This is a genomic window from Rhizobium sp. 01T417 (assembly GCF_056398905.1).
Genome location: NZ_JBFTQH010000020.1, coordinates 25,583 through 49,484, shown reverse-complemented (window position 1 = coordinate 49,484; position 23,902 = coordinate 25,583). Strand labels below are relative to the sequence as shown.

The 23,902-nt window shown below is 60.5% G+C and carries 24 protein-coding genes; 7 read left to right on the top strand and 17 right to left on the bottom strand.

What is annotated here, in order from left to right; genetic code table 11:
* Positions 1-84: 84 nt before the first annotated feature.
* Complete coding sequence (locus AC1DPR_RS19585) at positions 85-1,428, bottom strand: adenylate/guanylate cyclase domain-containing protein (RefSeq protein WP_192240019.1); 1,344 nt, start codon at positions 1,426-1,428, stop codon at positions 85-87.
* Between the two features lie 431 nt (positions 1,429-1,859).
* Between AC1DPR_RS19585 and AC1DPR_RS19580 the strand changes: the two genes are divergently transcribed.
* Positions 1,860-3,215, top strand: a complete 1,356-nt coding sequence (locus AC1DPR_RS19580; RefSeq protein ID WP_477816948.1) for a nucleotide sugar dehydrogenase — start codon at positions 1,860-1,862, stop codon at positions 3,213-3,215.
* On the opposite strand, the gene AC1DPR_RS19575 is transcribed toward AC1DPR_RS19580, so the two are convergent.
* The gene (locus AC1DPR_RS19575) at positions 3,205-4,383 is read right to left on the bottom strand and encodes a DUF3095 domain-containing protein (protein ID WP_477816947.1); all 1,179 of its coding nucleotides are present in this window, start codon (positions 4,381-4,383) and stop codon (positions 3,205-3,207) included. The two genes, AC1DPR_RS19580 and AC1DPR_RS19575, sit on opposite strands and share 11 nt — an antisense overlap.
* Positions 4,384-4,509: 126 nt before the next feature.
* On the opposite strand from AC1DPR_RS19575, the gene AC1DPR_RS19570 reads away from it, so the two are divergent.
* Positions 4,510-4,989 carry a class I SAM-dependent methyltransferase gene (locus AC1DPR_RS19570; RefSeq protein WP_477816946.1) on the top strand — a complete coding sequence of 160 codons (480 nt, stop codon included), beginning with the start codon at positions 4,510-4,512 and terminating at the stop codon, positions 4,987-4,989.
* On the opposite strand, the gene AC1DPR_RS19565 is transcribed toward AC1DPR_RS19570, so the two are convergent.
* The gene (locus AC1DPR_RS19565) at positions 4,990-5,865 is read right to left on the bottom strand and encodes an FkbM family methyltransferase (protein ID WP_477816945.1); all 876 of its coding nucleotides are present in this window, start codon (positions 5,863-5,865) and stop codon (positions 4,990-4,992) included.
* Positions 5,862-7,583, bottom strand: coding sequence for an adenylate/guanylate cyclase domain-containing protein (locus AC1DPR_RS19560; RefSeq protein WP_477816944.1), 1,722 nt, complete (start codon positions 7,581-7,583; stop codon positions 5,862-5,864). Before AC1DPR_RS19560 ends, AC1DPR_RS19565 begins: the two co-directional genes overlap by 4 nt.
* A 193-nt stretch (positions 7,584-7,776) precedes the next feature.
* Here AC1DPR_RS19560 and AC1DPR_RS19555 point away from each other — a divergent pair, with 193 nt between their 5' ends.
* Both AC1DPR_RS19555 and AC1DPR_RS19550 read left to right on the top strand, forming a co-directional pair.
* Positions 7,777-8,865 carry a glycosyltransferase family 4 protein gene (locus tag AC1DPR_RS19555; protein WP_477816943.1) on the top strand — a complete coding sequence of 363 codons (1,089 nt, stop codon included), beginning with the start codon at positions 7,777-7,779 and terminating at the stop codon, positions 8,863-8,865.
* Entirely contained in the window at positions 8,862-9,611 is a 750-nt protein-coding gene (locus AC1DPR_RS19550) for a polysaccharide deacetylase family protein (RefSeq protein WP_477816942.1), read from the top strand. Before AC1DPR_RS19555 ends, AC1DPR_RS19550 begins: the two co-directional genes overlap by 4 nt.
* On the opposite strand, the gene AC1DPR_RS19545 is transcribed toward AC1DPR_RS19550, so the two are convergent.
* The 11 genes from AC1DPR_RS19545 to pcaD form a co-directional block, all read right to left on the bottom strand.
* Positions 9,608-10,438, bottom strand: coding sequence for an MBL fold metallo-hydrolase (locus AC1DPR_RS19545; protein ID WP_477816941.1), 831 nt, complete (start codon positions 10,436-10,438; stop codon positions 9,608-9,610). The two genes, AC1DPR_RS19550 and AC1DPR_RS19545, sit on opposite strands and share 4 nt — an antisense overlap.
* Positions 10,439-10,801: 363 nt before the next feature.
* Positions 10,802-11,518, bottom strand: a complete 717-nt coding sequence (locus tag AC1DPR_RS19540; RefSeq protein ID WP_113161401.1) for an ABC transporter ATP-binding protein — start codon at positions 11,516-11,518, stop codon at positions 10,802-10,804.
* Positions 11,499-12,263, bottom strand: a complete 765-nt coding sequence (locus tag AC1DPR_RS19535) for an ABC transporter ATP-binding protein (protein WP_062368437.1) — start codon at positions 12,261-12,263, stop codon at positions 11,499-11,501. The genes AC1DPR_RS19540 and AC1DPR_RS19535 overlap by 20 nt, the downstream gene beginning before the upstream one ends.
* Complete coding sequence (locus tag AC1DPR_RS19530) at positions 12,260-13,270, bottom strand: branched-chain amino acid ABC transporter permease (RefSeq protein WP_018856644.1); 1,011 nt, start codon at positions 13,268-13,270, stop codon at positions 12,260-12,262. Before AC1DPR_RS19530 ends, AC1DPR_RS19535 begins: the two co-directional genes overlap by 4 nt.
* A 1-nt stretch (position 13,271) precedes the next feature.
* Positions 13,272-14,135: a branched-chain amino acid ABC transporter permease gene (locus tag AC1DPR_RS19525; RefSeq protein ID WP_477816940.1), complete on the bottom strand. Its 864-nt coding sequence runs from the start codon at positions 14,133-14,135 to the stop codon at positions 13,272-13,274.
* A 98-nt stretch (positions 14,136-14,233) separates the two neighbouring features.
* On the bottom strand, positions 14,234-15,406 hold the full coding sequence (locus tag AC1DPR_RS19520) for an ABC transporter substrate-binding protein (protein WP_477816939.1): 1,173 nt from the start codon (positions 15,404-15,406) through the stop codon (positions 14,234-14,236).
* A 126-nt stretch (positions 15,407-15,532) separates the two neighbouring features.
* Positions 15,533-16,582 (bottom strand): 3-carboxy-cis,cis-muconate cycloisomerase, encoded by a 1,050-nt coding sequence (locus AC1DPR_RS19515; RefSeq protein ID WP_477816938.1) that lies wholly within the window; start codon positions 16,580-16,582, stop codon positions 15,533-15,535.
* A gap of 63 nt (positions 16,583-16,645) precedes the next feature.
* A complete protein-coding gene (gene pcaG / locus AC1DPR_RS19510; protein WP_018856640.1) occupies positions 16,646-17,260 on the bottom strand; it encodes a protocatechuate 3,4-dioxygenase subunit alpha in 615 nt (204 codons plus the stop codon).
* Entirely contained in the window at positions 17,260-18,009 is a 750-nt protein-coding gene (gene pcaH, locus AC1DPR_RS19505) for a protocatechuate 3,4-dioxygenase subunit beta (protein WP_477816937.1), read from the bottom strand. Before pcaH ends, pcaG begins: the two co-directional genes overlap by 1 nt.
* A gap of 10 nt (positions 18,010-18,019) precedes the next feature.
* The gene (gene pcaC, locus AC1DPR_RS19500) at positions 18,020-18,424 is read right to left on the bottom strand and encodes a 4-carboxymuconolactone decarboxylase (RefSeq protein WP_018856638.1); all 405 of its coding nucleotides are present in this window, start codon (positions 18,422-18,424) and stop codon (positions 18,020-18,022) included.
* Positions 18,417-19,229 (bottom strand): 3-oxoadipate enol-lactonase, encoded by an 813-nt coding sequence (pcaD, locus tag AC1DPR_RS19495; protein ID WP_477816936.1) that lies wholly within the window; start codon positions 19,227-19,229, stop codon positions 18,417-18,419. Before pcaD ends, pcaC begins: the two co-directional genes overlap by 8 nt.
* Before the next feature lie 152 nt (positions 19,230-19,381).
* On the opposite strand from pcaD, the gene pcaQ reads away from it, so the two are divergent.
* Entirely contained in the window at positions 19,382-20,308 is a 927-nt protein-coding gene (pcaQ, locus tag AC1DPR_RS19490; protein ID WP_477816935.1) for a pca operon transcription factor PcaQ, read from the top strand.
* A gap of 68 nt (positions 20,309-20,376) precedes the next feature.
* Positions 20,377-20,805, top strand: coding sequence for a lipocalin-like domain-containing protein (locus tag AC1DPR_RS19485; protein ID WP_026371723.1), 429 nt, complete (start codon positions 20,377-20,379; stop codon positions 20,803-20,805).
* Between the two features lie 112 nt (positions 20,806-20,917).
* Here the strand turns inward: AC1DPR_RS19485 and pobA are convergent, their stop codons facing one another.
* Positions 20,918-22,090 carry a 4-hydroxybenzoate 3-monooxygenase gene (gene pobA / locus AC1DPR_RS19480; RefSeq protein WP_477816934.1) on the bottom strand — a complete coding sequence of 391 codons (1,173 nt, stop codon included), beginning with the start codon at positions 22,088-22,090 and terminating at the stop codon, positions 20,918-20,920.
* Positions 22,091-22,203: 113 nt separating this feature from the next.
* Between pobA and AC1DPR_RS19475 the strand changes: the two genes are divergently transcribed.
* The gene (locus AC1DPR_RS19475) at positions 22,204-23,091 is read left to right on the top strand and encodes a helix-turn-helix domain-containing protein (protein ID WP_477816933.1); all 888 of its coding nucleotides are present in this window, start codon (positions 22,204-22,206) and stop codon (positions 23,089-23,091) included.
* On the opposite strand, the gene AC1DPR_RS19470 is transcribed toward AC1DPR_RS19475, so the two are convergent.
* Positions 23,088-23,843 carry an IclR family transcriptional regulator domain-containing protein gene (locus AC1DPR_RS19470; RefSeq protein WP_477816932.1) on the bottom strand — a complete coding sequence of 252 codons (756 nt, stop codon included), beginning with the start codon at positions 23,841-23,843 and terminating at the stop codon, positions 23,088-23,090. The genes AC1DPR_RS19475 and AC1DPR_RS19470 overlap by 4 nt on opposite strands.
* Positions 23,844-23,902: the final 59 nt, after the last annotated feature.

The window sequence follows — 23,902 nt, the reverse complement described above, 5'->3', positions numbered from 1 at the left end:
CAGTTGATGACGGACACGTGAAAACCCTGGCATTTTACAGGCTGGGGAAGATTAAATCTCGGCTGAATCTGCGCCCTGGTATCTCTACTGGACGAATTCCTCCACCGTCGGTCTTTTGGCCTGCTTTCTAGCATCGCGATGAAGCAGAATGACCTGTTCCGCCTCGGAAAGTCCGGCCGGTGCGACCTCGCGGAAATTCTCTTCGACATGCAGGACGGGTGCTGGCACATGCGGCTGCAAGACCGTGACTTTTTGGCGGATGCCGCGGAGCTTTTCCTCGCCGAGAGTGCGCCACTCACCGCCGCAGTAGCCGGCAAAGGCCTGGCTTGCGATGACCTCGCTCGAATATTTCTTTGTCAGCGATTGCAGGCGCTGGACCTCGTTGACGGCCGAGCCGAACGCCGAAAAAGTCAGGCGATCCTTGAGGCCGACATTGCCGAACATGACGTTGCCGACGTGCAGGCCGATCCCGTAGGAAACCTTGGTCAGGCCGGCATCCAGTCGCTCCCGGTTCAATTCCGCGACACGGGCTTGCGCCTGGTGGACCGCGGAAAGGGCTGCCTGACAGGCAATCTTGGATGGATCCTTGTGCCGGCCACAGGGATAGACGGCCAGGAAGCCGTCACCGAGGAAGCTCAAGATCTCACCGCCATTGCGGTTGAATGGCGCAGCGATGGCGTCGAAGAACTGGTTCAGCGTATCGATGTAGGCCTGCCGCCCCTCCTTTTCGGCATACACGGTCGACTGACGCATATCGCCCATGACGAGAGCGGCACGGATCGTCTCGCCGTCGCCACGGCGGATCTGGCCATTCAACACCCGCTTTCCCGCATCGCCGCCGAGATAGGTGGTGAGCATATTGTTGGCGAGCTTGCCGAGAACCGCCATCTTCGCGGCAACGGCAAGATGGTTCTGCATGCGCAACAGGGCATCGATCATGTCGTCGGAGAAGCCGGCGTGGCTATCCGTCGACCATGAGCCCATCATGCCCTGAACCGAGCCATCGCCGAATGGCTGGACGAAAGCCAGATAGTCGGTGATGCGCTCATCGCGCAGATCGAGGAAGACCGGGAATTCGGCGGGGCCATCGGCCGGTATACGGCGACGGATGTGCTGCAGGTTATTGTCCAGGAGATAGTAGTAGGGGCTCTGCAAGAAGCGGTCCGGCTTCTGCCCGGCGGCATGGCGATAACCCTCGATCGTGACACCGCTTGCGCGTCGCCATGTAAAGCTCAATGCGTCGTAAAGCGGGTGCAGCATCGAAAAGGTCAGATGCACGCGCGCGATCGGCAGCCCTGCCGCAGCAATACGCTCGCAGAATCCGCGAACGATGCTTTCGAGGTCATCTCCGGCCAGCGACGAATTCGTCAGCCATTCAGCGACCCGATCCAACAAAATAGAGGAGACGCTGGATTCGATCGTGCCCATTCTTGGTAGTATCCTCATAAAGCACGTCCATTCCTGAAAAGCGTCGGCAACCCTGCCTGCAGCAACGCCGTGCGCAGGGCGGGAAGGAGGATGGACGAGCGGTAATATTGTGTCAACGATCTGCCGGGAACCCGGCAGCGGCACCTGTCAAACCCTTGATAAAGTGGGTAGGATAGGCAGTCCTTTCTCGTGGTTCGTTATTCGATGTAGATAGGCACAGGGCCAATCCCAAACAATGGTATCTGAGCATTTTCTGACCCTGCAATGAAATCTCTTGGGGCATCCGCGCCTTTTTGGTCACACTGGTCGGAACTGCCGGAGGATCGAGGCACAGCCGCAGCGCGAGTTTCGCGGTCGCGTCAGCGGGCATTGCCCTGGCGGCGGGTTTCAATTGGTGCGCTCTTACATTAGATCAAGGTACCTTCAGCACTATGATGAGACCTGCCTTGGCGAGTTCCTCCACCTACGACGTCCTTTCAAACAAGATCGAAACCCGCAATGCCCGAGCCGGTGTCATAGGCCTCGGCTATGTCGGCTTGCCGCTGGCAATCGCCATTGCCCGCAGCGGCTTTGCTGTCATTGGCTTTGACATCGATCCGAACAAGATCGTCTCCCTGGATGCGCGGCGTTCCTATATCGATGCGGTCGCAAGCGACGACCTCGCAGCCGAAATTGACGGCCAGCGCTTTTCGGCCACGACGGATTTTGCCGGGCTTGCGGCCTGCGACGTCATTGTCATCTGTGTTCCGACGCCGCTCACCAGGCATCGCGATCCTGACCTTTCCTTTGTGGAGGCAACCTCGCGGTCGATTGCTGCCCATCTGCGTGCCGGCCAGCTTGTGGTGCTGGAATCGACGACCTATCCGGGCACCACGGATGATGTCGTCAAGGTCATCCTGGAGAAAACCGGCCTGAAATCCGGCCGCGACTTTTTCATCGGTTTCTCGCCCGAGCGTGAGGATCCGGGCAACCAGCACTATCATACGGCGACAATTCCGAAGGTTGTCGCTGGCGATGGCGCAGAGGCCCTGGCGCTGATGAAGAGCTTCTACGGCGCTGCGGTCAAAACCGTCGTTCCCGTGTCCTCCAACGCCACTGCAGAAGCCGTCAAGCTGACCGAAAACATCTTTCGGTCGGTCAACATCGCGCTCGTCAACGAGCTGAAGACCGTCTACGCCGCCATGGGAATCGATGTCTGGGAAGTGATCGACGCGGCCAAGACAAAACCGTTCGGCTACATGCCCTTCTACCCGGGCCCGGGCCTTGGCGGCCACTGCATTCCGATCGATCCCTTCTACCTCACCTGGAAATCCCGCGAATACGAGTTGCCGACGCGCTTTATCGAGCTCGCTGGCGAGATCAATTCGGCAATGCCGCGTTATGTCGTCGGCAAACTTGCCGAAACACTCGACATCAAGGCCGGCAAGGCGCTCAGCCGCTCGCGGGTCCTGATCCTTGGCCTCGCCTACAAGAAGAACGTCGCCGACATTCGCGAGAGCCCTTCATTGCGCCTGATGGAGATCATCGAAGAGCGCGGCGGCAAGGCCGACTATCACGATCCCCATGTCGGTGAGATCCCCTCGACGCGCGAATACCAGCATTTGAAAGGCCGGAAATCGGTCGATCTCACGCCCGGGGCCCTGGAAGCCTACGATGCAGTTCTTGTCGCAACCGACCATGACAAGCTCGACTATGCGGTGATCGCAGATCGTGCGCCGCTGATCATAGACACCCGCAATGTCTTCACGCGCCTCGGGCTGTTCGCCGACCACATCGTCAAGGCGTGATATCGACTGCTGACAGTGTCTTGCCCGTGATCTGGCTGGCAGCGACGGCGTATCCGCCGCTGGCACCGTCGACAAAGTGCACGTGGTCGCGTGACACCGGTGTCGGGACAAAACAGGTCATCAGCGCCGAGGACTGCCGGTGCAGGCCGTAACGGGCAATGCCCTTTGCTTTCGCCTCTTCGAGGAGCGCCTGGATACGGCCAAGATGGCCGGCATCGACGTCGATCGTCATCTTCAGCCCATCGTCGAACTTGCGGAAATCTGAATTTCCGGAGACGTCTTGGGTGTAGCGCCGGGCGTCGAAACGGCCAAGCTTGATGCCCAGTCTGTGGAGCGCGACGACAAGCGCGATCTGCAACAGGATGATCACCTTCCGCAGCAGTCTCTTTCCCGGCAGTGCGGTTGCCCGTGCCTCACGATCAACGCCCTGCAGTGAAAAGGCAAATTCAGGGCCATCGGCAGGGATCGGGTGGCCGCCACGGCCCTGTTCTGAAGAGATAGCCACGACGTCCATCACGAGCTTGCGAAACTCCGGGCTGGGGCGCCCGCCCTCGGCCGGTACGGCGATAATGGAGACGATCTCGCCGTTATGCGCCGCAATCGGGCTCCACCGACAGGAGAGACCGGTCAGATCCGGCCGCGTCCCTGGCGGTGCAGGCTCGACGCCATAGCGTCCGGCCTTCATCTGGCGCTCGGCCCAGCTGGCTCCGCCGCCGGCAAACATGGCATAGGTTACGAAGGGACTGGCGGCGTGCCGGGCGACGCGAACGTCCAGGCCCTCCTTGCGAATATCGGCAAGCGGGACGACCGCAATGCGCAGCGTCAGGCCCATTTCCTCCTCTACCCATCGCTGCGTAGCCGCCAGTGCACTTCGCGCCGCATTCTCGAGGTTCCCCGGCAGCGCAACCACGGCACCATCGCCGCCAAACACGAACGGGTAGTCGCCCTTGTCAACCGCATTCAGGACGGCTGAAATGACGCTGACGCCCGCCATGTTGACGTCCTTATAGCGGCCGGCGGCGATCGCCTGCGTCGAACCGACGATGTCGGCAAGGGCCAGGAACCAGCCGTCGGGAAGCGGGTGATAGTTGCTCGTATCGGTTACCCGCTCGAAATCGGTGAAAACGGGTACGTCGGCAAAGAATCTTTCATTCGAGATGTCGTTCATCTGAGAAGCCTAGCACAGACCCATGCTGTAACTGCAACGCCATTTTCCCATCTACGGCAATCGACTTCATACAGTTTCATGTGCTAGCACCGCTTTCGAAAAACGATTGAATGGACAAGAACATAGATGAGCCGCCTGGACAGCTTCATCCGCCGATTGACGGCTCAACGCGACATATTGAATGCGATCGTCGAGCTGGTGAACGGCACCGAGGGGCCGGTTCTGGAATTCGGCCTTGGCAATGGCCGCACCTATGATCACCTGCGCGAGCATTTTCCTGATCGTCGCATCATTGCCTTCGACCGCGACGTTCGCTCCTATTCGTCTTCGACACCCCCGGCGGAGAATATGGTGACCGGCGATATCCGCGAATCAGGCCAGGCCTTTCTGGGTATCGGAGCGGCACTCGCCCATGCAGATATCGGCACCGGGCATGACGATATCGATGCCGTCACATTGACCTGGCTGCCGCAACTCATGGCAGGCGTGCTTGCCAAGAATGGCATCGCGGTCAGCGGTCTGCCGCTGGATCGCCCGGAACTGGAAACGCTCGAGCTACCGGCAGGAGTCAAGGAAGGCCGTTACTATCTCTATCGGCGGAAATAATCAGGGAAGAAACAAGACGTCGTACTGTTCAATGCTGCCAGGCAGGTTGACGACCTTCATCTCCTGTTCTTCCTCCTCGAAGAAGACCAGGCAATCCTCGTAGTAACCGGCGAGCGTCCTGATGAATTCGCGGGTCTGTTCCGCTCCGTAAAAGAGCGGCGTGAATTCCATATAGAGCGGCACGCGGCGCGACAGGAGCGGCGCCATCGAGGCGCAGGCGACAGGCTCATAGCCCTCAATATCCATCCAGACGAGACCGATATCGAGGGGATCGATGGAAAACTCATCGAGGATCTCGGTCACCGGTCTGACCGGGACGCTCGTTTTCTGGTCGCTGGCACTTTTTCGGTACGCGCTGCTCTTGCCGTGATTGTCGGCATTCATGAAGAAGTCGATCTCGCCAGCCGTCGCCCCGGCGGCACAGTTGACCAGCGTCACCATTTGATCGAGCCTGTTCTGGCGGATATTGGTCCGCAGCAGTGGGAAATTGCGCGGATCGGGCTCGATGCTGACGATGTGATCATAGGCGCCGCTCAGTGCGAAATAGACGGTCTGCGTCCCGATATTGCCGCCAATCTCCAGAAGATAGCGCCCGTGCATGAGCCCGCGCTCTCGCAGCACCGCAATCAGGCGGTCCACATGCTCGCGCTCGAAGTGCCCCTTTCGAAAGACCTTGCGCCCAATGTAGTCGGACGGCGAGAAGGTCATCAGATGATCGCCAGCATCGACCGTCATCGACACGACGCGCGGCCCGATGCTCTCGATCAGCAACCGCCTGCCGGTGCGAGTATTGAAGAACCTTTTTGCGACAGCGTTGCGCGCCTTTCGCAGCCGTTTCTGCCAGAATCTGGTGTTGAGCCAGCCGCGGCTCGTCATGCGTCTTTTCCTTCGATCAGTTCAGCGGCCTTGTCGCTCGGAATCACATAGACTTTCAAGGGCAGTGCGCGACCGCGCACGCTGATTTCACGGCTTTCCACACCCGCCGTGTCGGCCCCGGAAAGGCTTGCGACCGCGTCGGATATGACGATGGCCGCATCGAATTCCTTGGCTGCGGTCTCCAGCCTGCTTGCAACGTTGACGGTGTCGCCGATCGCCGTGAGGCTGCGCACCCGGCCATAGCCAAGCGTTCCGACGACGGCGGGCCCCGTGTGAATTCCGATGGCGATGTGAAGCGGCATGGATAGTTCGTCCGAAAGCTCGACGCCGAGCTTTTCGATGTCGCGAACGATGGCCGCTGCCGCGGCAAGCGCCTGGCGACATGCCTCTTCAGGCGCGCTGCCGATGCCGAAGAGCGCCATGGCACCGTCACCGATGAACTTGTCGACACGGCCGCCTGCCTTTTCAACGGCGTTTCCAACCAGGGCGAAATAGCGGTTGAGCAAAAATACGATATCGAAGGGCAGGCGCATTTCCGTCAGTGACGTGAAGTGGCGAATGTCGCAGAAGAGAACCGTAATCTCACGCTCGCGTCCCGGGCTGGTTTCCTGTGCGTTTGGCGGCAATGTCGCCTCTGGTGCCGCGACGAGCAGTGGTGCGACGGTTACATCATGATTTGGCCGCAGCTGGCAGGCAAGCCGCACATCGGGTGCTGCCTTGATCCTCTTCAGCGTCGTTTGCTCGAGCTTGTCGGGCGGCGGCAGATCCTCGTATCGGCCAAGGATCTGGACGCGGCAGGTCGAGCATTGCCCCTTGCCGCCGCAGACGGAATAGTGCGGCAAACCACCGAGCCGGCTTGCCTCCAGAACCGTAAAGCCGCGCGGCACGCTGATTGCCTCGCCACCCGGATAGCGCACTGTGATCTGATTGACCCGCTCCCTCCACCGTCGCCATGTCCGCGCGCCGACGACGATCAAAAGCGCGCCCGAAAACGAGCCGTAGAGGCCGGCGCGGATCATGGTAAGCTGGCGTTGAGCCTCAGGGTTCGAGTAGTAGCGCGTGTTGAGATTCTCGAGATAGCGGTCGGTGTTGACCATGCCCTCGTATGCCGGCTCCGCGATCGTCCTTCCCATTTCAATGAAGCCGAGTATGCCAAGCACCGGCAAGAGGATCGCGACCGCGAGAAGCATGGCGGCGATGGTGTCGTACCAAGGCCGGTAGCGAAGCCAGAAATGCAGGCCGATACAGCCATGGATCCAGACGGCAAGCAGTGCGATGATCTGGCGCCATCCGTTGCCAGGAGAGGTAATCCATAGCAACCGAACGATCGTCTCGTAGTCGTCCCGGTAGTGAAACAGCGTATGGGCGATCCGCGTGCCGATGACATGGTCGATCAACAGCAGCGGGATCGCGATCCCGAGCACGATCTGGGTCATCTCGCCCGCCGGCATGACAAGGCTGCGGCGCCTGTAAACGGCCCTCAGCACCAGCGTGATGTGAACGAGGACGGCGCCGTAGAGGACGACGGTTCCGACAGGATTGCGCCAGATCGCCAGGAAAAGCCTCCGCCCATCGTCGGCTACCGGGACGGAGATCAGACCCAGCGCATGGTTGGACAGATGCAGCAGGACAAAAAGAAACATGACGAGGCCGGAACCAAGCCGAGCTCTCCTGATCGTCCGCTCTGAAAAAATACTGGTGGCAGCGACCGTCGCCATTCATTCCCGTTCTTGAATACCAAATGACAAATACAATAGAGAGGACGGAATTGAGGTGGAATTGCCGCCGTCTCTGATTGTGATCGCCTTTCACATGCTATCAGCAAAACCTAAGGAAGCCGACAATAGCGGAATTTCTCGTGGCAAGCCCAGACATCGATTGTAAACAGTGTGTGTCCACGGAGGCGCTTTGATGCGGGTTGCATTCTATGCACCGTTGAAGTCCCCGAACCATCCCGTTCCCTCAGGTGACCGTCTGATGGCGCGGCTCATCATGAGGGCTCTGGAGCTGGCCGGACATTCCGTCGAGGTCGTCTCGGAGTTTCGCAGTTTTGCTGCGACCGCCGAGGATGCCGCCGGGCTATGGCCGGCGGGACAGGCGGAACTGCAACGTCTCCGCAACGACTGGTCAGGCGGGCTGCGCCCGGATCTCTGGTTCTGTTACCATCCCTACTACAAGTCACCCGATTTCTTCGGACCGACGCTCTGCCGGGAGTTCGCCATTCCCTACGTCACGGCCGAGGCATCCTATTCGGCCAAGCGGGACGCCACCGATTGGGCACCGCTGCAGAAACTGGTTGTGGACGGAGCCCGTAGCGCCGCCGTCAACATCGCTCTCACGGAACGCGACAGGGCGGGGCTGGCAGAAGTCCTGCCGACCGGCTCGTTCGCCGTACTCAAGCCCTTCATCGACACTGCGCTTTTCGAGACCGCCCTGCATCAGGCAAAGCCACAACGGCTGATCGCCGTCGCGATGATGCGCAGCGGCGACAAGATCAAGAGCTACACGATGCTGGCCAAGGCGCTGAGGCTGCTTGGCGATCGTGCCTGGACACTGGCGATCGCCGGTGATGGGGCGATGCGGGCCGACGTGGAGCAACTGTTTGGCGCCTTCGAACCGGGCCGTATTGAATGGCTCGGAGAGCTGAATGTCGGACAAATCGCTGCTGAACTCAGCCGCTCCGGCATCTATGTGTGGCCGGGTTGTGGGGAAGCCTATGGGCTTGCCTACCTGGAGGCGCAGGCAGCCGGGTTACCGGTGGTCGCCCAGAGGACGGCGGGCGTTCCGGAGGTGGTCATCGACGGCACGACTGGCTATCTGACGGCCGACGGCGATCTGCCTGGCTTTGCCGCGGCAATAGCGGCTTTGCTCGACGATCCAGGCAGGCGCTCGACAACGGGTGCAAATGCGCGCCAATTCGTTCTGGAAGAACGTTCGCTCAAGGTCGCGGCGAACGCCCTCGACACCATTTTGCGGACTTACGTGAGACGAGAAGCATGACCGACGATCAGATCTGGCTGCCCCTCCGGAGGGAATTCGACCGCTGGCAGCAGGCAGGTCGAAGGGCACGGCTCTGGTTGCGCGACGACGACGCGATCGAGCCGACCGACGCACTCGAGAGCCTGCTCGCGATCACAGGTCAAGCTTCCGTCCCGCTGACCATCGCCGTCATTCCAGCCTCGACCGGCGAAGCACTGGCAACGCGCCTGTTGCGCGAAAACCATATCCTTGTCGCCGTTCACGGCTGGTCACATGCAAACCATGCCGGCCCGGAGGAAAAGAAACAGGAGCTCGGCCGCCATCGGCCGGCCGACCTCGTGCTCGGCGAATTGCGCGATGGCCTTGTCACCCTTCAGGGCCTTTACGGCCCCAGGCTCGTTCCAATGCTCGTGCCGCCCTGGAACAGGATTAGCGCCGAGCTCATCCCGCTGCTTGGAGCACAGGGTTTTGATGCGCTGTCGATATTCGGCAGGACCACGGCTCACAGCCCGATCCGCCTGTTGAACACGCATGTCGACGTCGTAAACCAGCGCGGACAGCGTGGGAACCGCCCGCATGCCGATCTGGTCGCGGAATTGGTTGCAGAGTTGAAGGCACGCTTTTCCAGGGACGATGAGCCGGTTGGCATTCTCACCCACCATCTGGTGCACGGCCCGTCGGAGTGGAAATTCCTGACCCACCTCTTCCAGGAGACCGGCAAACATCCGGGCGCCGCCTGGATGCCGGCGCGCGATCTGCTGGACTAGATTTCGAGGACCTGATTGTCCCTTGCGGCGAAAGCTCCTGGAAATGCGGCCTTGGCCTCCTGTTCCATCTGCTCGAGCTGCGTGTCGGTTCGCGATGGAGCATGGTGAAACAAGGCAAACTGCCTAGTACCCGCCATCTTGGCCAGTTCGACGCCATGCTGCCAGGTGGAATGGCCGAAGCCCTTGAAGCGCTGCATCTCGTCTTCGTTGTAGGTGCAATCATAGACGGCGAGATCGACGTCCTTCATCATTTCAAGCGCAACCGGATCGTAGACGCCGGGGATATGCTCGATATCGTAGATCAGGGCGACGGAGCGCCCCTGCCATTCAATGCGGTAGCCGATCGCACCGCCCGGATGGTTCAGCATGAAAGTCTTGATCTTGACGCCGGGCCGCGGCTCCAGCGTCTGGCCAGCGTGAAAGTCGCGGAAACTCATCGTCGCCTGGCAGATGTCGGTCTTGACCGGGAACCACGGCGGGCTGATGAACTGCTCGATCATCTCGCGTGTGCTCATCTTGCCGTCGAGATGGCCCGACCAGATCGTCAGGTCGATCGTCGGATAGTAGATGGCCTTGAAGAAGGGCAGGCCGATGATGTGGTCGTAATGGCAGTGGCTGAAGAACAGGTCGACATCCCTGACATCCTCGTTGAGCATGGCAAGCCCGGCTTCGCGCACGCCTGAGCCGGCGTCGAAGATCATCCGGTGTTCACCGCAGCGGATTTCGATACACGAGGTGTTGCCGCCATAGCGATCGAATTCGGGGCCCGAGACCGGGATGCTGCCGCGAACGCCCCAAAACTTTACCTGAAACAGATCTTTACTCATCGCGTCTTCAAAATGGGCCGACCTCTCTACGCCATGGTAATCATACTTTGACGAACAAGCGAAGCGTTGAGTTTTGTCGGCGACCCGTATCCTTCGTGCCGTTTCTACCAGCTGCAAGCAGAATGGTAGATATTTCTAAGCAATCGGTTTTCACGCCAGAACGCAACTGCTTATGGTTTGTTTTCAGTAAACGGACGATGACGCCTGACAAAAAGGGAGACGGCATGGCCCGCATTGCCTGTCTATTAGATGGTTTCTCGACTGCCGGAATACAATTGAGTGCTTCTCCGCCAATAGTATGAGATCGCCGCGTGCGGTTTGGCCACGGGGCAGGACGACGATCGTGCCCCCTGGTTGCTCCGCCTAATGCAGACCGCCAACGCCAAGCAAGCGCTCGACAGCCGCGTGATCGTCCGACAGCGCCTTTGGCGTACCGGCCCAGGCGAGGCGCCCGCGCTCCAGCACGATCACATGGTCGGCAAAATCAAGCGCGCTCTGGATGCGTTGTTCAACCAGCAGGATCGTCATGTCGCCGGTCTTCGCGAGCTCGGCGAACGCAGCCATGAGCTCCTCGCAGATGACAGGTGCCAGGCCCTCCAGCGGCTCGTCAAGCAGAAGCACCGACGGACGACCAAGGATCGTGCGTGCCGTCGACAGCATCTGCTGTTCGCCGCCCGAAAGCTGGTTGCCAAGATTGCGGCGTCGCTCCTTCAGGCGCGGGAACATGCCATAGGCTTCCTCAAGCGCGCTCTTCGGCCGGCCCTTGAGGCCGACGAAGAGGTTCTCCTCTACCGTCAACGTCGGAAAGATGCAGCGCGCCTGCGGAACATAGCCCAGTCCCTTGTGCGCGCGTGACGCACTTGGCATTGCCGTCACGTCGGCACCACCGATCCGGATCGTGCCGTCGTAGCGTTTGGTCTGCCCGGCGAGCGTCGCAAGCAGGGTGGTCTTGCCCATTCCGTTGCGGCCTAGAACGGCAAGGCGCGCGCCTGATGGAACGGAGAATGAGATGCCTTCGAGAACACGTGTCGGCCCGTAACCGGCGGACAGGTTTTCGACCTCAAGCGGCGTGGCTGGCATTGGCATAGCTCCCGAGATAGGCCTCGCGAACGCGGGCATCCTTGGTAACGTCGGCGGGCGATCCATCGAAGATGATCGTGCCAGCCGCGAGAACGACAACGCGCTTGGCGAAACGGAAAACAAGATCCATGTCGTGCTCGATCATCAACACAGCGAGATCGGCGGGCAGGTCGGCGAGCGCCTGCTCGATGCGACCGGTGTCGCTCTGGGGAACACCGGCGGCCGGCTCGTCAAGCAGGAGCACCTTTGGCCGCAGGGCCATCGCAACGGCGATTTCCAGGAGCCGCTGCTGGCCGTACGCAATCTCGTTCACCTTGCGATGCATGAGGTGGGCGATCCCCAGCGTACTGAGCAGCTCGCTGACTTCATCCATCACATCGGGCATGGCAAGAAAATTCCCGAACATGCGCCCCGTGCGTCCTTGACGCTGGAGGATGGCAAGGGCGACATGCTCGGCCGACGTCATCTCGAGGAAGAGCCGGGTAACCTGGAAGGACCGCACCAGGCCGCGCTTGACACGGCCATTGGCACCAACTTTGGTGACAGTCTCGCCCGCAAGCCGGACATCGCCGGAATCGGGCTGCAAGTTGCCGGTCACAAGATTGACGAAGGTCGTTTTGCCAGCACCATTCGGTCCGATCAGCGCCACGCGATCGCCCGGCGCCATCGACAGCGAGACATCGTTTGTTACGGCAAGGCCGCCGAAGGATTTCTTCAGGTTGGCAACTTCGAAGACGGCGTTCATTGTCCCGCCTCCTTCCTGCGGTTAAAGAAAGCTGCGGCGGAGCCGTAGAGCCCCTTCGGCGCGAACAGGACGACGGCGATCAAAAGCGCGCCCACCATCGTCAACCAGTGGAATGGATTTGCCGCTGAGACATAGTCCTCGAAGAGCATGAAGATCACCGTGCCGGAAAGCCCACCGAACAGTGAGCCCGTGCCACCAAGAACGAGCATGACCAGTGACTCCGCCGACAGGGTGAAGGAGAGGCTGTCGAGGCCAACGACCTGTGTGGTGATGGCGTTAAGTGCCCCACCGACGCCGGCGACCGCACCCGAGATCACATACATTTTCATCAGGGCAGCCTTTGGGGAGGCGCCCATGGCCTTAATGCGCAACGGATCCTCCTTTATGCCACGGCACAACATGCCGAAGGGCGAGCGCACGATGAGACGCAGAAGCACAAAGACGATGAGCAGCAGGACAATCGCAAAGACGTAGGCGGTATGGCCGTAGAGATCGAACTCGAAATATCCGAGGATAGGGTCGGCAGAGATCCCCGACAGACCGTCGCTCCCGCCGGTCCAGCTGGATGCCTTGTTAGCGAACTCGTGGAAGAGATGGATGAGCGCGATCGACAGGACGAGTTGCGGCAGGCCATGGCCACGCAGGATAATGACACCGCTGATCAGTCCCGCGACAGCGCCGCCAGCGATGCCCGCGAGGGTCATCAGCAGCGGATCATTGATGCCATAATGCGCCGAGAGAATACCTGCAGCATAGGCGCCCGAACCGAAGAGGGCCGCGTGTCCAAGCGTCGCGACGCCGCAATAGCCCGTGACAAGATCAAGCGAGAGAACAAGCAGGGCGACCGCGACGATGCGGGTAAGCAGCGCAAGATTGTCAGGAAACAGGAAGTAGCCGATAACGGCAACGACCAGGATCGCCACAGCGCCTGCCGCATCACGGCCAAGCGATCGGTGGCGGCGGGCAGAGGCGGAAACGCCTGCTTCGGTGTTCATGACGGCAGCCATTCTATTTCGTCCTTCCCGCCAGACCGCGCGGGAAGATGCAGATGATCGCAATGACCGCGAGGTAGAAGAAGAATTCGCCGAATTCCGGCATCAGGTAGCGTCCTGTCGTATCGATGCCGCCGAGCACGAGGCAGGCGATCAATGCGCCCGGGATGGACCCCGCACCGCCGACCGAAACGACCACGAGGAAGGTCACCATATAGCGCAGCGCGTAGTAGGGTTCGACCGGCAGCAGTTCGGCGCCGACAACCCCGCCAAATGCGGCAAGGCCAACGGCAACGGCAAAGCTTAGCGCATAGACGATCTCGGTGCGTACCCCGAGTGCTGCCGCCATCGCCGCATTGTCGACGGAGGCACGCAGCTTCACGCCAAAGCTGGTCCTTTCGATCGCATACCAAAGTCCGCCCGCGACTGCGAGACCGCACAGGATAGCAAACAGGCGGTGGACAGGGATGGTTCGGAAGCCAAGGTCCGCCGAGCCCTGCAATCCCGATGGCAGCGGGATCGTCTTCAGGGTTGGACCAAACACGTAATTGGCAATGCCGATGATGCAGAAGGTAATGCCGATCGTCATCAGCACCTGCGTCAGCTCTGGCGCCCCATAAATCCGCCTGTAGAGAAAGCGTTCGACAGGAATTGCGATGATGACGGTCCCAACGACAGCGGCAATCACCGCAACACCGTAGCCAAGCCCGAGATCGCGCGCGGCATAGGACGCGATGTAACCGCCGATCATGGCGAAGGCGCCGTGGGCGAGATTGACGACGCGCATCAATCCCATGGTTACCGACAGACCGATCGAGATGACGAACAGCACCATGCCATAGGCAAGCGCATCGACGGCTATGCTGAAGACTGTTTGCATGAGGCTATCCCGATGCTGTTGGAGCGGGCCGGCCTTGCGGTGCTGAGAGCGCGCTCGGCGCCGCAAGCAATCCGGTCCGCTACAGATGTCAGAGGTCGTTACTTCGCAGCCGCAAGGCCAGGGTCGCCCTGCTTTTCGAACGTCTGGACTTCCTTGTTGTAATAGGTGCCATCATCGGCCTTGGTGACTTCGCGCAGGTAGATGTTCTGCGTGATATGGCGGCTTTCCGGATCGATCGAGACCGGACCGCGCGGGCTGACCCAGGTCAGGCCCTTGACTGCCTCGACTGCCTTGGCTGCATCCTGCTTGCCGCCGGTCGCCTCGATCATCTTGTAGATGACCTTCATGCCGTCATAGGCACCGACGGCGGGGAAGGACAGTTCCGCCTTGCTGCCGATTGCCTTGGCTGCAGCCTCGACAAACGCCTTGTTCTCCGGCGAATCATGCGAAACGGCATAATGGAAGGTTGTCTGAATGCCGAGAGCAGCATCGCCAAGTGCCGGAAGATCGGATTCCTGCGTCAGGTCACCTGGCGCAAAGAACTTGATACCGGCAGCCTTGAGGCCGTTTTCATTGTAGGCCTTGACGAAGCCGAGCGTCGTCGGACCGGATGGCAGGAAGGCGAAAACGCCCTGCGCGCCGGAATCCTTGATGCGCTGCATGATCGGGCTGAAATCGTTGGTCGAGAGCGGCATGCGGATCGCCTCGACGACCTGACCGCCTTCCTTCTCGAAGGCCGCCTTGAAGGCATTCTCGGCGTCGACGCCCGGACCGTAGTCGCTGACAACGGAGATGACCTTGCTGACGCCGGCGTCATGGGCAACCTTGGCGATCGGCGTCGAGGTCTGCCACGTGGTAAACGAGGTGCGCACCACCAGCGGGCTCTTGGTGACAATTGCCGATGTGGCCGCGTTCATGATGACGAGCGGCGTATTCGCCTGCTTCAGGATCGGCGTCACGGCCATCGCGTCAGGCGTGAAATAGAATCCCGCGAGGTACTGGACCTTTTCCTTGACGACCAGCTCCTGCGCAAGCGCCTTCGACTGCGCCGGGTCGGCCGCGGGCAGATCGCGATAGATCACTTCAACGGTGTTGTCGCCGACCTTGTTGCCGTTGATCGCCATGTAGGCATCGATACCGGCTTTGAAGTTCTTGCCCTGCAGGGCGAACGGACCAGAGAACGGCCCGACGACGCCGACCTTGATGGTATCGGCATAGGCCGCTGTGCTCATGACGACTGCCGCAACGGCGGCCAGAACAAACCGTTTCATAAATCCTCCCATTGACGATGGCGCACTCCTACGCCGCTTTAGTTCACAGCTAAAGCCTTGGCGATAGTGTCTCATTCAAAACGGTAATGTAAAATGAAATAAACGGCAAAAATCATACCCCAAGGGTTATGATTTGTGCCCAATTCGCTTGATATTGCCGGCCAGTTCAAGCGCCAGGCGAAGCGAAGTGGCGGTCGCCATGACCATTTGCGGCAGAATTAGCCATTCCAGCGTCCACGCCGCGCCCGATCGCTCCTGTTCGTGCACCAACGACTGATGCATGCCGGAGAGTTGGGTCGCATTGAAGCGCGCCAGAGCAACGAGCGTTTCGGCCGCGACCGGGTTTTGCTTGTGCGCCATTGCTGACGAACCGCCACCCCCGGATAGCTCGATCTCATCGCCCGCCTGCGCCAGAAGCGCGACATCCTGCCCGAATTTGCCAAGGCTGCCACCGATGAGCGACAGCAGATTGGCGAAATCCGCGACGACCCCGCGTTGGCTTTGCCATTGCGGCGTGTCTGAGAGACCGAGCTCCTGGGCCAGGGCTGAGCGCACGGCTGGGGCAAGATCCTGAAGCTTGTCGAGAGTACCGGCTGCCCCGCCAAACTGCAGGGGAAAGCCCTGTTCGGTCAGCCGGTCCCGATAACCGGCAAGCGGTGCGCGCCAGGCGCGAAGACGATCAGAGACTGTGATCGCGATCGCAGCCTGCATGCGGGTCCGCCCCATCAAAGCGCTTTTCCCGAACTGCGCGTCGAGACTGTCGAACACCTTGGCAAGCTTCGTGAGCCGATTTGAAAACAGGAACGCGATTGCCTTCAGGCGAACCATCAGGCTGGTATCGATGACATCCTGGCTCGTGGCGCCGAGGTGAACGCAATCAAAGTACGGCTCCCCGACTGCCTCGCGCAGCTGTTTGACGAGATCGGCAACGACAACCCCGTCGCGGGCCGTGGCCGTTCTCAGATTGAGGACATTCGGCTCAAACGTTGCGCAGACCGTGCCGATATGGCGTGCCGCTTCATGCGAAATCAGACCGTGAACGGCCTCGGCCCTGGCGAGTGCTGCTTCGAACCCGAGCATGGCGCGAATATCTGCCGCCGCGGAGAAATACGAAGCCGTCTCCTCGTCGCCGAGCAGGCCGGAAAGAAACGGGTGATCAAAGGCTGAGATGGTCATCGGTGTCTTTCTTGCTGCGACCGACAACTGCGCCTGCAATGGCCTTAACGCAAGTCCCTGCGGTCAGATATCGAGGAACACGGTCTCCCGGTCGCCCTGCAGCCGGATGTCGAAAGTATAGGTCGATCCGTCACGCTGGGCGATCAGCGTGTCGACGCGTTCCCGGTGCTCGATGCGCAGAAGCAGCGGGTCTGCCTTGTTGGCCTCGGCTTCTTCTGGAAAATACATGCGCGTATGCAGGCCGATGTTGATGCCGCGTGCGACGATCCAGAAGGTGATGTGTGGCGCCATCTTGCGGCCGTCCTTGAAGGGAACGCGGCCCGGCTTGACGGTGTCAAAGGTGAAAACGCCGTCTTCGGCGCGTGTCGGGCAACGGCCCCAGCCGGTAAAGTTCGGATCTGCCGTGCCCCGCATCTCCGACGGGCTGTTATAGAGGCCGGCGCCGTCGGCCTGCCAGATTTCGATGACTGCATCGCGCACCAGGGCACCGGCACCGTCAAAAACGCGGCCTGTCACCGTGATGCGCTCGCCAAGCGTCTTGTCGTTGACCATCACCGTTCCGAGGTCATTTTCATAGACGCCCTTGATGTCACAGAAGTTCGGGGTCAGCCCGATATGGACATAGGGGCCTGCCGTCTGCGAGGGCGTTTCCTTGAGATAGCCGAGTTCCTGAACCATCAGTTCCCCTCCATGCGGTTTTCGAACATCGTCGAGCGGCGGCCGCGCAAAACGATGTCGAACTTGTAGGCGCGCGCATCCATCGGAATCGTATTGCCCCAGTCGAGCGGCGCAATCAATTGCTCGATGGCGCGTCTGTCGGGGATCGTGCCGACGATCGGACACTTCCAGATCATCGGATCACCCTCGAAATACATCTGCGTGATCAGACGCTGGGAAAAGCCATGGCCGAAGATCGAGAAGTGGATGTGGGCCGGGCGCCAGTCGTTGACGCCGTTGGGCCAGGGATAGGCTCCCGGGCGAACCGTGCGAAACGCATACTGACCATGCTCATCGGTGATGCAGCGCCCGCATCCGCCGAAGTTCGGATCGATAGCGGCGAGATAGGTTTCCTTCTTGTGCCGATAGCGCCCGCCGGCATTGGCCTGCCAGAACTCGACAAGGGCACCGGGTACCGGGCGTGCGCGTTCGTCGAGCACACGGCCGTGGACGATAATGCGCTCGCCGATGGCACTTTCGCCCGGCCTGGCGAAATTGTGGATCAGATCGCTGTCGAGCTCACCGAGGACGGAGTGGCCGAAGACCGGCCCTGTGATTTCCGAAATCGTTCCGTCGAGCGACAACAGCGCGCGCTGCGGCGAACGCAGGACCGAGGTCTTGTAGCCTGGGGTGAAGGCAGGTGCATGCCATTCGCGGTCTCGCGCGAAGAATGCGCCGGTTTCGGGAATGCGGTTGGGAAGATCGGACATCCTATGCCTTTCAGGCCGCCTTGCCGGCGTCCATCTGTTCGAAAACATGCTTGGCGATCTTGATGGCGTGATTGGCGGCGGGAACGCCGGCATAGATCGCCACGTGCAGCAACGCTTCGCAAATATCATCGCGCGAGGCGCCGGTGTTGGCGGTGGCGCGGACATGCATCGCCACCTCGTCGTCCTGGCCAAGTGCTGCCAGAAGCGCGATCGTCACGATCGACCGCTCGCGGCGCGTCAGTGTCGGGCGCGACCAGACATGTCCCCAGGCCGCTTCCGTGATCAGGTCCTGGAACGGCTTGTCAAACGGGGTCGAGCTTGATTCGGCGCGATCGACATGGGCATCGCCCAGCACGGCACGGCGCGTCGCCATACCCTGCTCGAAGCGCTTCGACGGCTGGTGGAGTTCACTCATGAGCTCTTTTCTCCATGCAATGCAAATCGATGAATGCGCGAATGATTGCCGTCAGCGCTTCCGGCTGCTCGACGCAAGGGATATGGCCCGCATCGCGTATGATCTCAAAGCGGGCGTTCGGAATGAGCCTGGCCGTCGACTTGACCAGATCGGGCGGCGTCGAGCCGTCCTGATCACCGACAATGCAGATCGTCGGAACGCTGATCCTGGTGGCGGCGTCCGTGTAGTCGGCATCGCGGATTGCCTCGCAGGTGGCAAGGTAGCCTTCCACCGGCTGGCGTATGAGCATGTTGCTGTAACCGTGATAGGCCGTGTTTTCCGGTCGCCGGAACGCCGGCGTGAACCAGAGCTTCATGACGCCGTCGACAATGCTCGCAATACCCTTGCTGGCGACGGTTTCAATCCGTGTATTCCAGCTCTCGGTGGTGCCGATCTTGTGCGCCGTATCGCAAAGGATCAGTCCCTGCACGATGTCGGGCCGCGCCTTGTAGAGCGCCTGAGCAATCAGCCCGCCCACGGAAAGACCGCAGATGAAGGCCTGCTTGACCGCCAGAAGATCGAGCAGGCCGGCAAGATCGGAAGCATGATCGTCGATCGAATAGGGAACCTGGCCGACATCGGAAAGCCCGTGGCCTCGCTTGTCGTAGACAATGATCGCATAGTCCCCGGCCAGTCGTACGATCACGTCGCGCCAGATGCGAAAATCGGTGCCAAGCGAATTAGCAAAGACGATGACCGGCTTGTCAGCGGGGCCGCTGATCAGCTGGTAGTGGATCGCGATGTCGTTGATACGGGCAAACTGCACGGCAAATCTCCTCTCCGTGCCGGTCTCCATGCAAGTCGCGGCCGACTTGAATGAGAGGGGCCGACACAGACCCTGGTTCAAATTGGATGTTTAATCTGGTTAGGTAAAATGATATTTCGTGGCATTTCGATAACTCCGGAGTTATGAAATCCATGATCGATAGTCGGGTGAAGTTTCGTCATCTACAGACATTTGTCGAGGTGGCGCGGCAGAAAAGCGTGATGAAGGCAGCCGGATTGCTCAATGTCAGCCAGCCGGCGGTGACGAAGACGATCCGCGAACTGGAGGAGGTGCTTGGCGTTGCGGTCTTCGAGCGCGACGGGCGCGGCATCAAGATCACCCGCTATGGCGACGTTTTTCTGCGCCATGCGGGAGCAGCGCTCACCGCCTTGCGCCAGGGCCTTGATTCGGTATCCCAGGAGCGTTTCGGCGAGGCCCCGCCGATCCGCATCGGCGCCTTGCCGACGGTTTCGACGCGGATCATGCCGCGCGCCATGGAGCTTTTCCTCAAGGAAAACACCTGGAGCCGCATCAAGATCGTCACGGGAGAGAATGCGGTGCTCTTGGAGCAGCTGCGCGTCGGCGACCTCGATCTCGTCGTCGGGCGGCTTGCCGGCGCGGAAAAGATGGCCGGCTTTTCCTTCGAGCATCTTTACTCGGAACAGGTCGTCTTTGCGGTTCGTGCAGGCCATCCGCTGCTGAAATCGCGCCAGTCGCTGTTTGCGAAGCTCAGTGAATATACCGTGCTGATGCCGACGCGCGCCTCGATCATTCGCCCCTTCGTGGAAAGCTTCCTGATTGCCAACGGCGTCGCAAGCCTGCCGAACCAGATCGAAACGGTCTCCGATTCATTTGGCCGCGCCTTCGTACGGTCGAGCAACGCCATCTGGATCATTTCCACAGGTGTGGTCGCAACCGATGTCGCCGACGGCCTCCTGGAAGTCTTGCCGATTGACACCAGCGAAACAAAAGGACCGGTTGGACTGACAATGCGCACGGACGCCATTCCCTCGCTGCCGCTTTCGATCCTCATGCAGACATTGCGGGAGGCGGCGACAGAGGTTGCCGCCAAGATCTAGCGACCCTGTTGCGGATACGGCCTGCGTGGTATCGTTCAGCTCATGCAACTGCGCGTGGGAGCCACACTATGGGAAGTGCAGCCGCATTACATGGAACATGGAGAATGGTATCCTGGACGCGCCGCGCTGTTGCGACCGGGGTGGTTACGAATGCGATGGGACCCGACCCCGTCGGATATCTCTCCTATCATCCGGATGGCCGGGTAATGGCTGTGGTCGTCAGCCGCGAACGGCCGGCGCTGAAAGGCGACGTCCCGACGGACGCCGAAAAGGTCGCGCTGTTCGATTCCATGCTCGCCTATGCCGGAACCTACACCTTCGAGAATGGACGCGTGGTGCACCATGTCGATGCGAGCTGGAATCCGGCCTGGGGCGTCAGCGACCTGATCCGGCCGTTCTCCATCGACGGCAACAGGCTTGTCATCAGCGGCGCGCCTGGTGTCGATCCAAAGAACGGCGAGGAAGTCGTCTACGAACTCGAATTCCGCAAGGTCTGACGCCAGCAAGCCTGCCAGCCGACAGAGGTCCCGATCAATGGGCGAGCAGCGGTGGGACGCATGAACCACCGCCGCTCTCCGTGCACCCCTTCCGTGGATGGCGGAAGGGAAGCTAGTAGGGAAGGCCGACGTAGTTTTCCGCAAGCGCGGTCGAAGCTGCGCGTGAATGCGTCAGATAGTCGAGTTCGGCTTCCTGAATCTTTTGGTCGAAATCACCGGTATCGGGGAACCGGTGCATCATCGTTGTCATCCACCAGGAGAAACGGACCGCCTTCCAAACCCGGGCGAGTGCCTTTTGGGAGTAGGTGTCGATGCCTGCGTTCGAACGATCCTGGTAGTGTTCGATCAGGCCCGAGAACAGATAATGCACGTCGCTCGCGGCGAGATTGAGGCCTTTCGCACCGGTCGGCGGAACAATATGGGCGGCGTCGCCGACAAGGAACATGCGGCCAAAGCGCATCGGCTCGGCAACGAAGGAGCGAAGCGGTGCGATCGACTTCTCGAAGGAAGGCGCGGTCACAAGTGCGTCGGCATGATGCGCAGGCAGGCGGCGGCGAAGTTCGTCAAAGAAGCGGTCATCGCTCCAATCCTCGACCTTTTCATCGAGTGGACACTGGATGTAGTAGCGGCTGCGATGCTCCGAGCGCATGGAACAGAGCGCAAATCCCCGCGGGTGGTTGGCATAGACCAGCTCATGGTTGACGGGAGCGACCTCGGCCAGAATTCCAAGCCAGCCAAAGGGGTAGATCTTCTCGAATGTGCGCAGCGACTTTTCGGGAACCGCCTTGCGGCTGGCACCATGGAAACCGTCACAGCCGGCGATGAAATCACAGTCGATGCGGCGCGTGGCGCCATCCTTTTCGTAGGTGACATAAGGGGCCGATCCATCGAAATCGTGCGGCTTGACATTCGCTGCCTCGTAGATCGTCAGTGCGCCGCTGGCTTCGCGTCGCTCCATCAGGTCGCGGGTGACTTCCGTTTGCCCGTAGATCATGACGCGCTTGCCGCCGGTGAGACCGAACAGGTCGATGCGATGGTCGCGCCCATCGAAGGCAAGGGAAAAGCCGTCATGCGAAAGACCTTCGGCATGCATGCGCGCGCCAGCCTTTGCCTCATCGATAAGTCCAACGGTTCCCTCTTCCAGCACGCCGGCGCGTACGCGGCCAAGGATGTAATCCTTGCCAACGCGGTCCAGGATGACGTTGTCGATGCCGGCTTCCGTCAGCAACTGGCCAAGCAAAAGTCCCGAAGGGCCGGAGCCAATGATGGCTACCTTGGTGCGCATGGTGTCCTCCCGCACTTGTCTTTTGTCAAATCTTGACCGGGCAAGGCACCATCAACAATGGACAAATCCATCATGAAATTGCACAAAGCGAACATCGGGCGATGGAGGCAGGAATGGTAAGGATTGTGCCGACCTACGAGCTCTACGGCGAGAATACCGGCAGGAAGCCGGAGTTTTGGCTGCACTGCGAAACAATTCCCGCCCGCAGCAGCCTGCATCATTTCGAGATCCGGCCACATCGCCACGACAGTTTCTTTCAGATATTGTACATCGATAGCGGCTCCGGCGAGGCAATGTTCGCAGGCGCCTGGCACCCGATCGAAGGTCAGTCGGTCATTACCGTTCCCCCCGGCCTCGATCACGGTTTTCGCTTCTCCAGGGACATCGACGGCTTCGTCATCACCGTGTTGAGCTCGCATCTGAAGGCCATCCCCGGCGACCGCAGCCGCCTCGGCGAGTGGATGGCATCGCCGCATCTGACGAGGCTCGACATGCACGATGAGGAAGCGCGCTACGTGGCTGCCTGCCTGCAGCGGCTCGGACGCGAATTCGCGCAGCGCAAAAGCGGGCGCAACGACCTGCTGGAGTCCTATCTGACGTCGGCATTGTTGTTGACCGCGCGTCTCTCCTCTGAAAGACAGGACGACGAGGCGGCCGCCGACGAGAATGAACGTCGCATGGAGCTGCTGCACGGCCTGATCCAGCGGCATTTCAAATCGCACCAGCCGGCAGCTTTCTATGCCAGGGCGCTCGGCATCTCGCCGACCCACCTGAACCGGATCGTGCGCGCCACGAGCGGTTACGGTGCGCATGAGTTGATTGCCCGAAAGCTCCTCGATGAGGCAAAACGCGAGTTGGTCTTCACCTTTGGCAGCGTCCAGGAGATCGCTTACCGGCTCGGGTTTTCAGACCCCGCCTATTTCTCGCGCTTCTTCCTCAAACAGGCTGGCCAGACGCCTCGATCATGGCGCATGGCGGAGCGTGCGAAGCTTGGTGTCTAGCGTAGCACGAGGCTGAGCGCCTTCTGTGTCTCTCGAAGGAGCGGCAGGTAGCGAGCCGGCATATCCGCGGCTGGCGCATGGGCTGCAGGTGCGCCGATATTGATTGCCGCCACCGTCTGGCCGCGATCGTTTTCGACCGGAACTGCAATGGAGCAGAGGCCTATTTCCAGTTCCTGGTCGATCACGGCGTAACCCTGATCGCGCACACGCCGAAACTCCGCCATCAGTTCCTCGACGTCGGTCTTGGTGTTCGGCGTATTTTGCTTGAGGTCGGTGCGGGCAAGGACTGCCCTGGCCTCGGCCTCCGGCAGCGCTGACAGCAGGACGCGCCCCATCGAGGCACAGAAGGCGGGAAGGCGGCTGCCCGGTGTCAGGTTGATCGACATGACACGCCGCTGCGAAGCGCGGGCGATATAGACGATCTCCGTGCCATCGAGCACGGAGGCGGATGCGCTCTGCCCGGCTTTTTCCGACAATTGATCGAGATGCGGCTGGATGAGGACGGGCAAGGGCGTTGCCGAGAGATAGGAGTGCCCGAGCCGCAGGATCTTGGGCGTCAGGGCGAAAAACTTGCCGTCATATTCGGCATAGCCGAGTTCGGCCAGCGTCAGCAGCGACCTGCGCACCGTGGCGCGGTCGAGGCCGGTCAGCTTCGCTGCGTCGGCGATCGAAAGCCGCTGGCGGGTCTCCTCGAACGCCTCGATGACCTTCAGTCCTCTGGCAAAGCCGCTGACAAAATCAGTTTCTCGCATGGTTCCTCCTTTGCTCGCGGGCTTGTTGCTAGATCCCGGTCAGAATGCCAGCACCTATT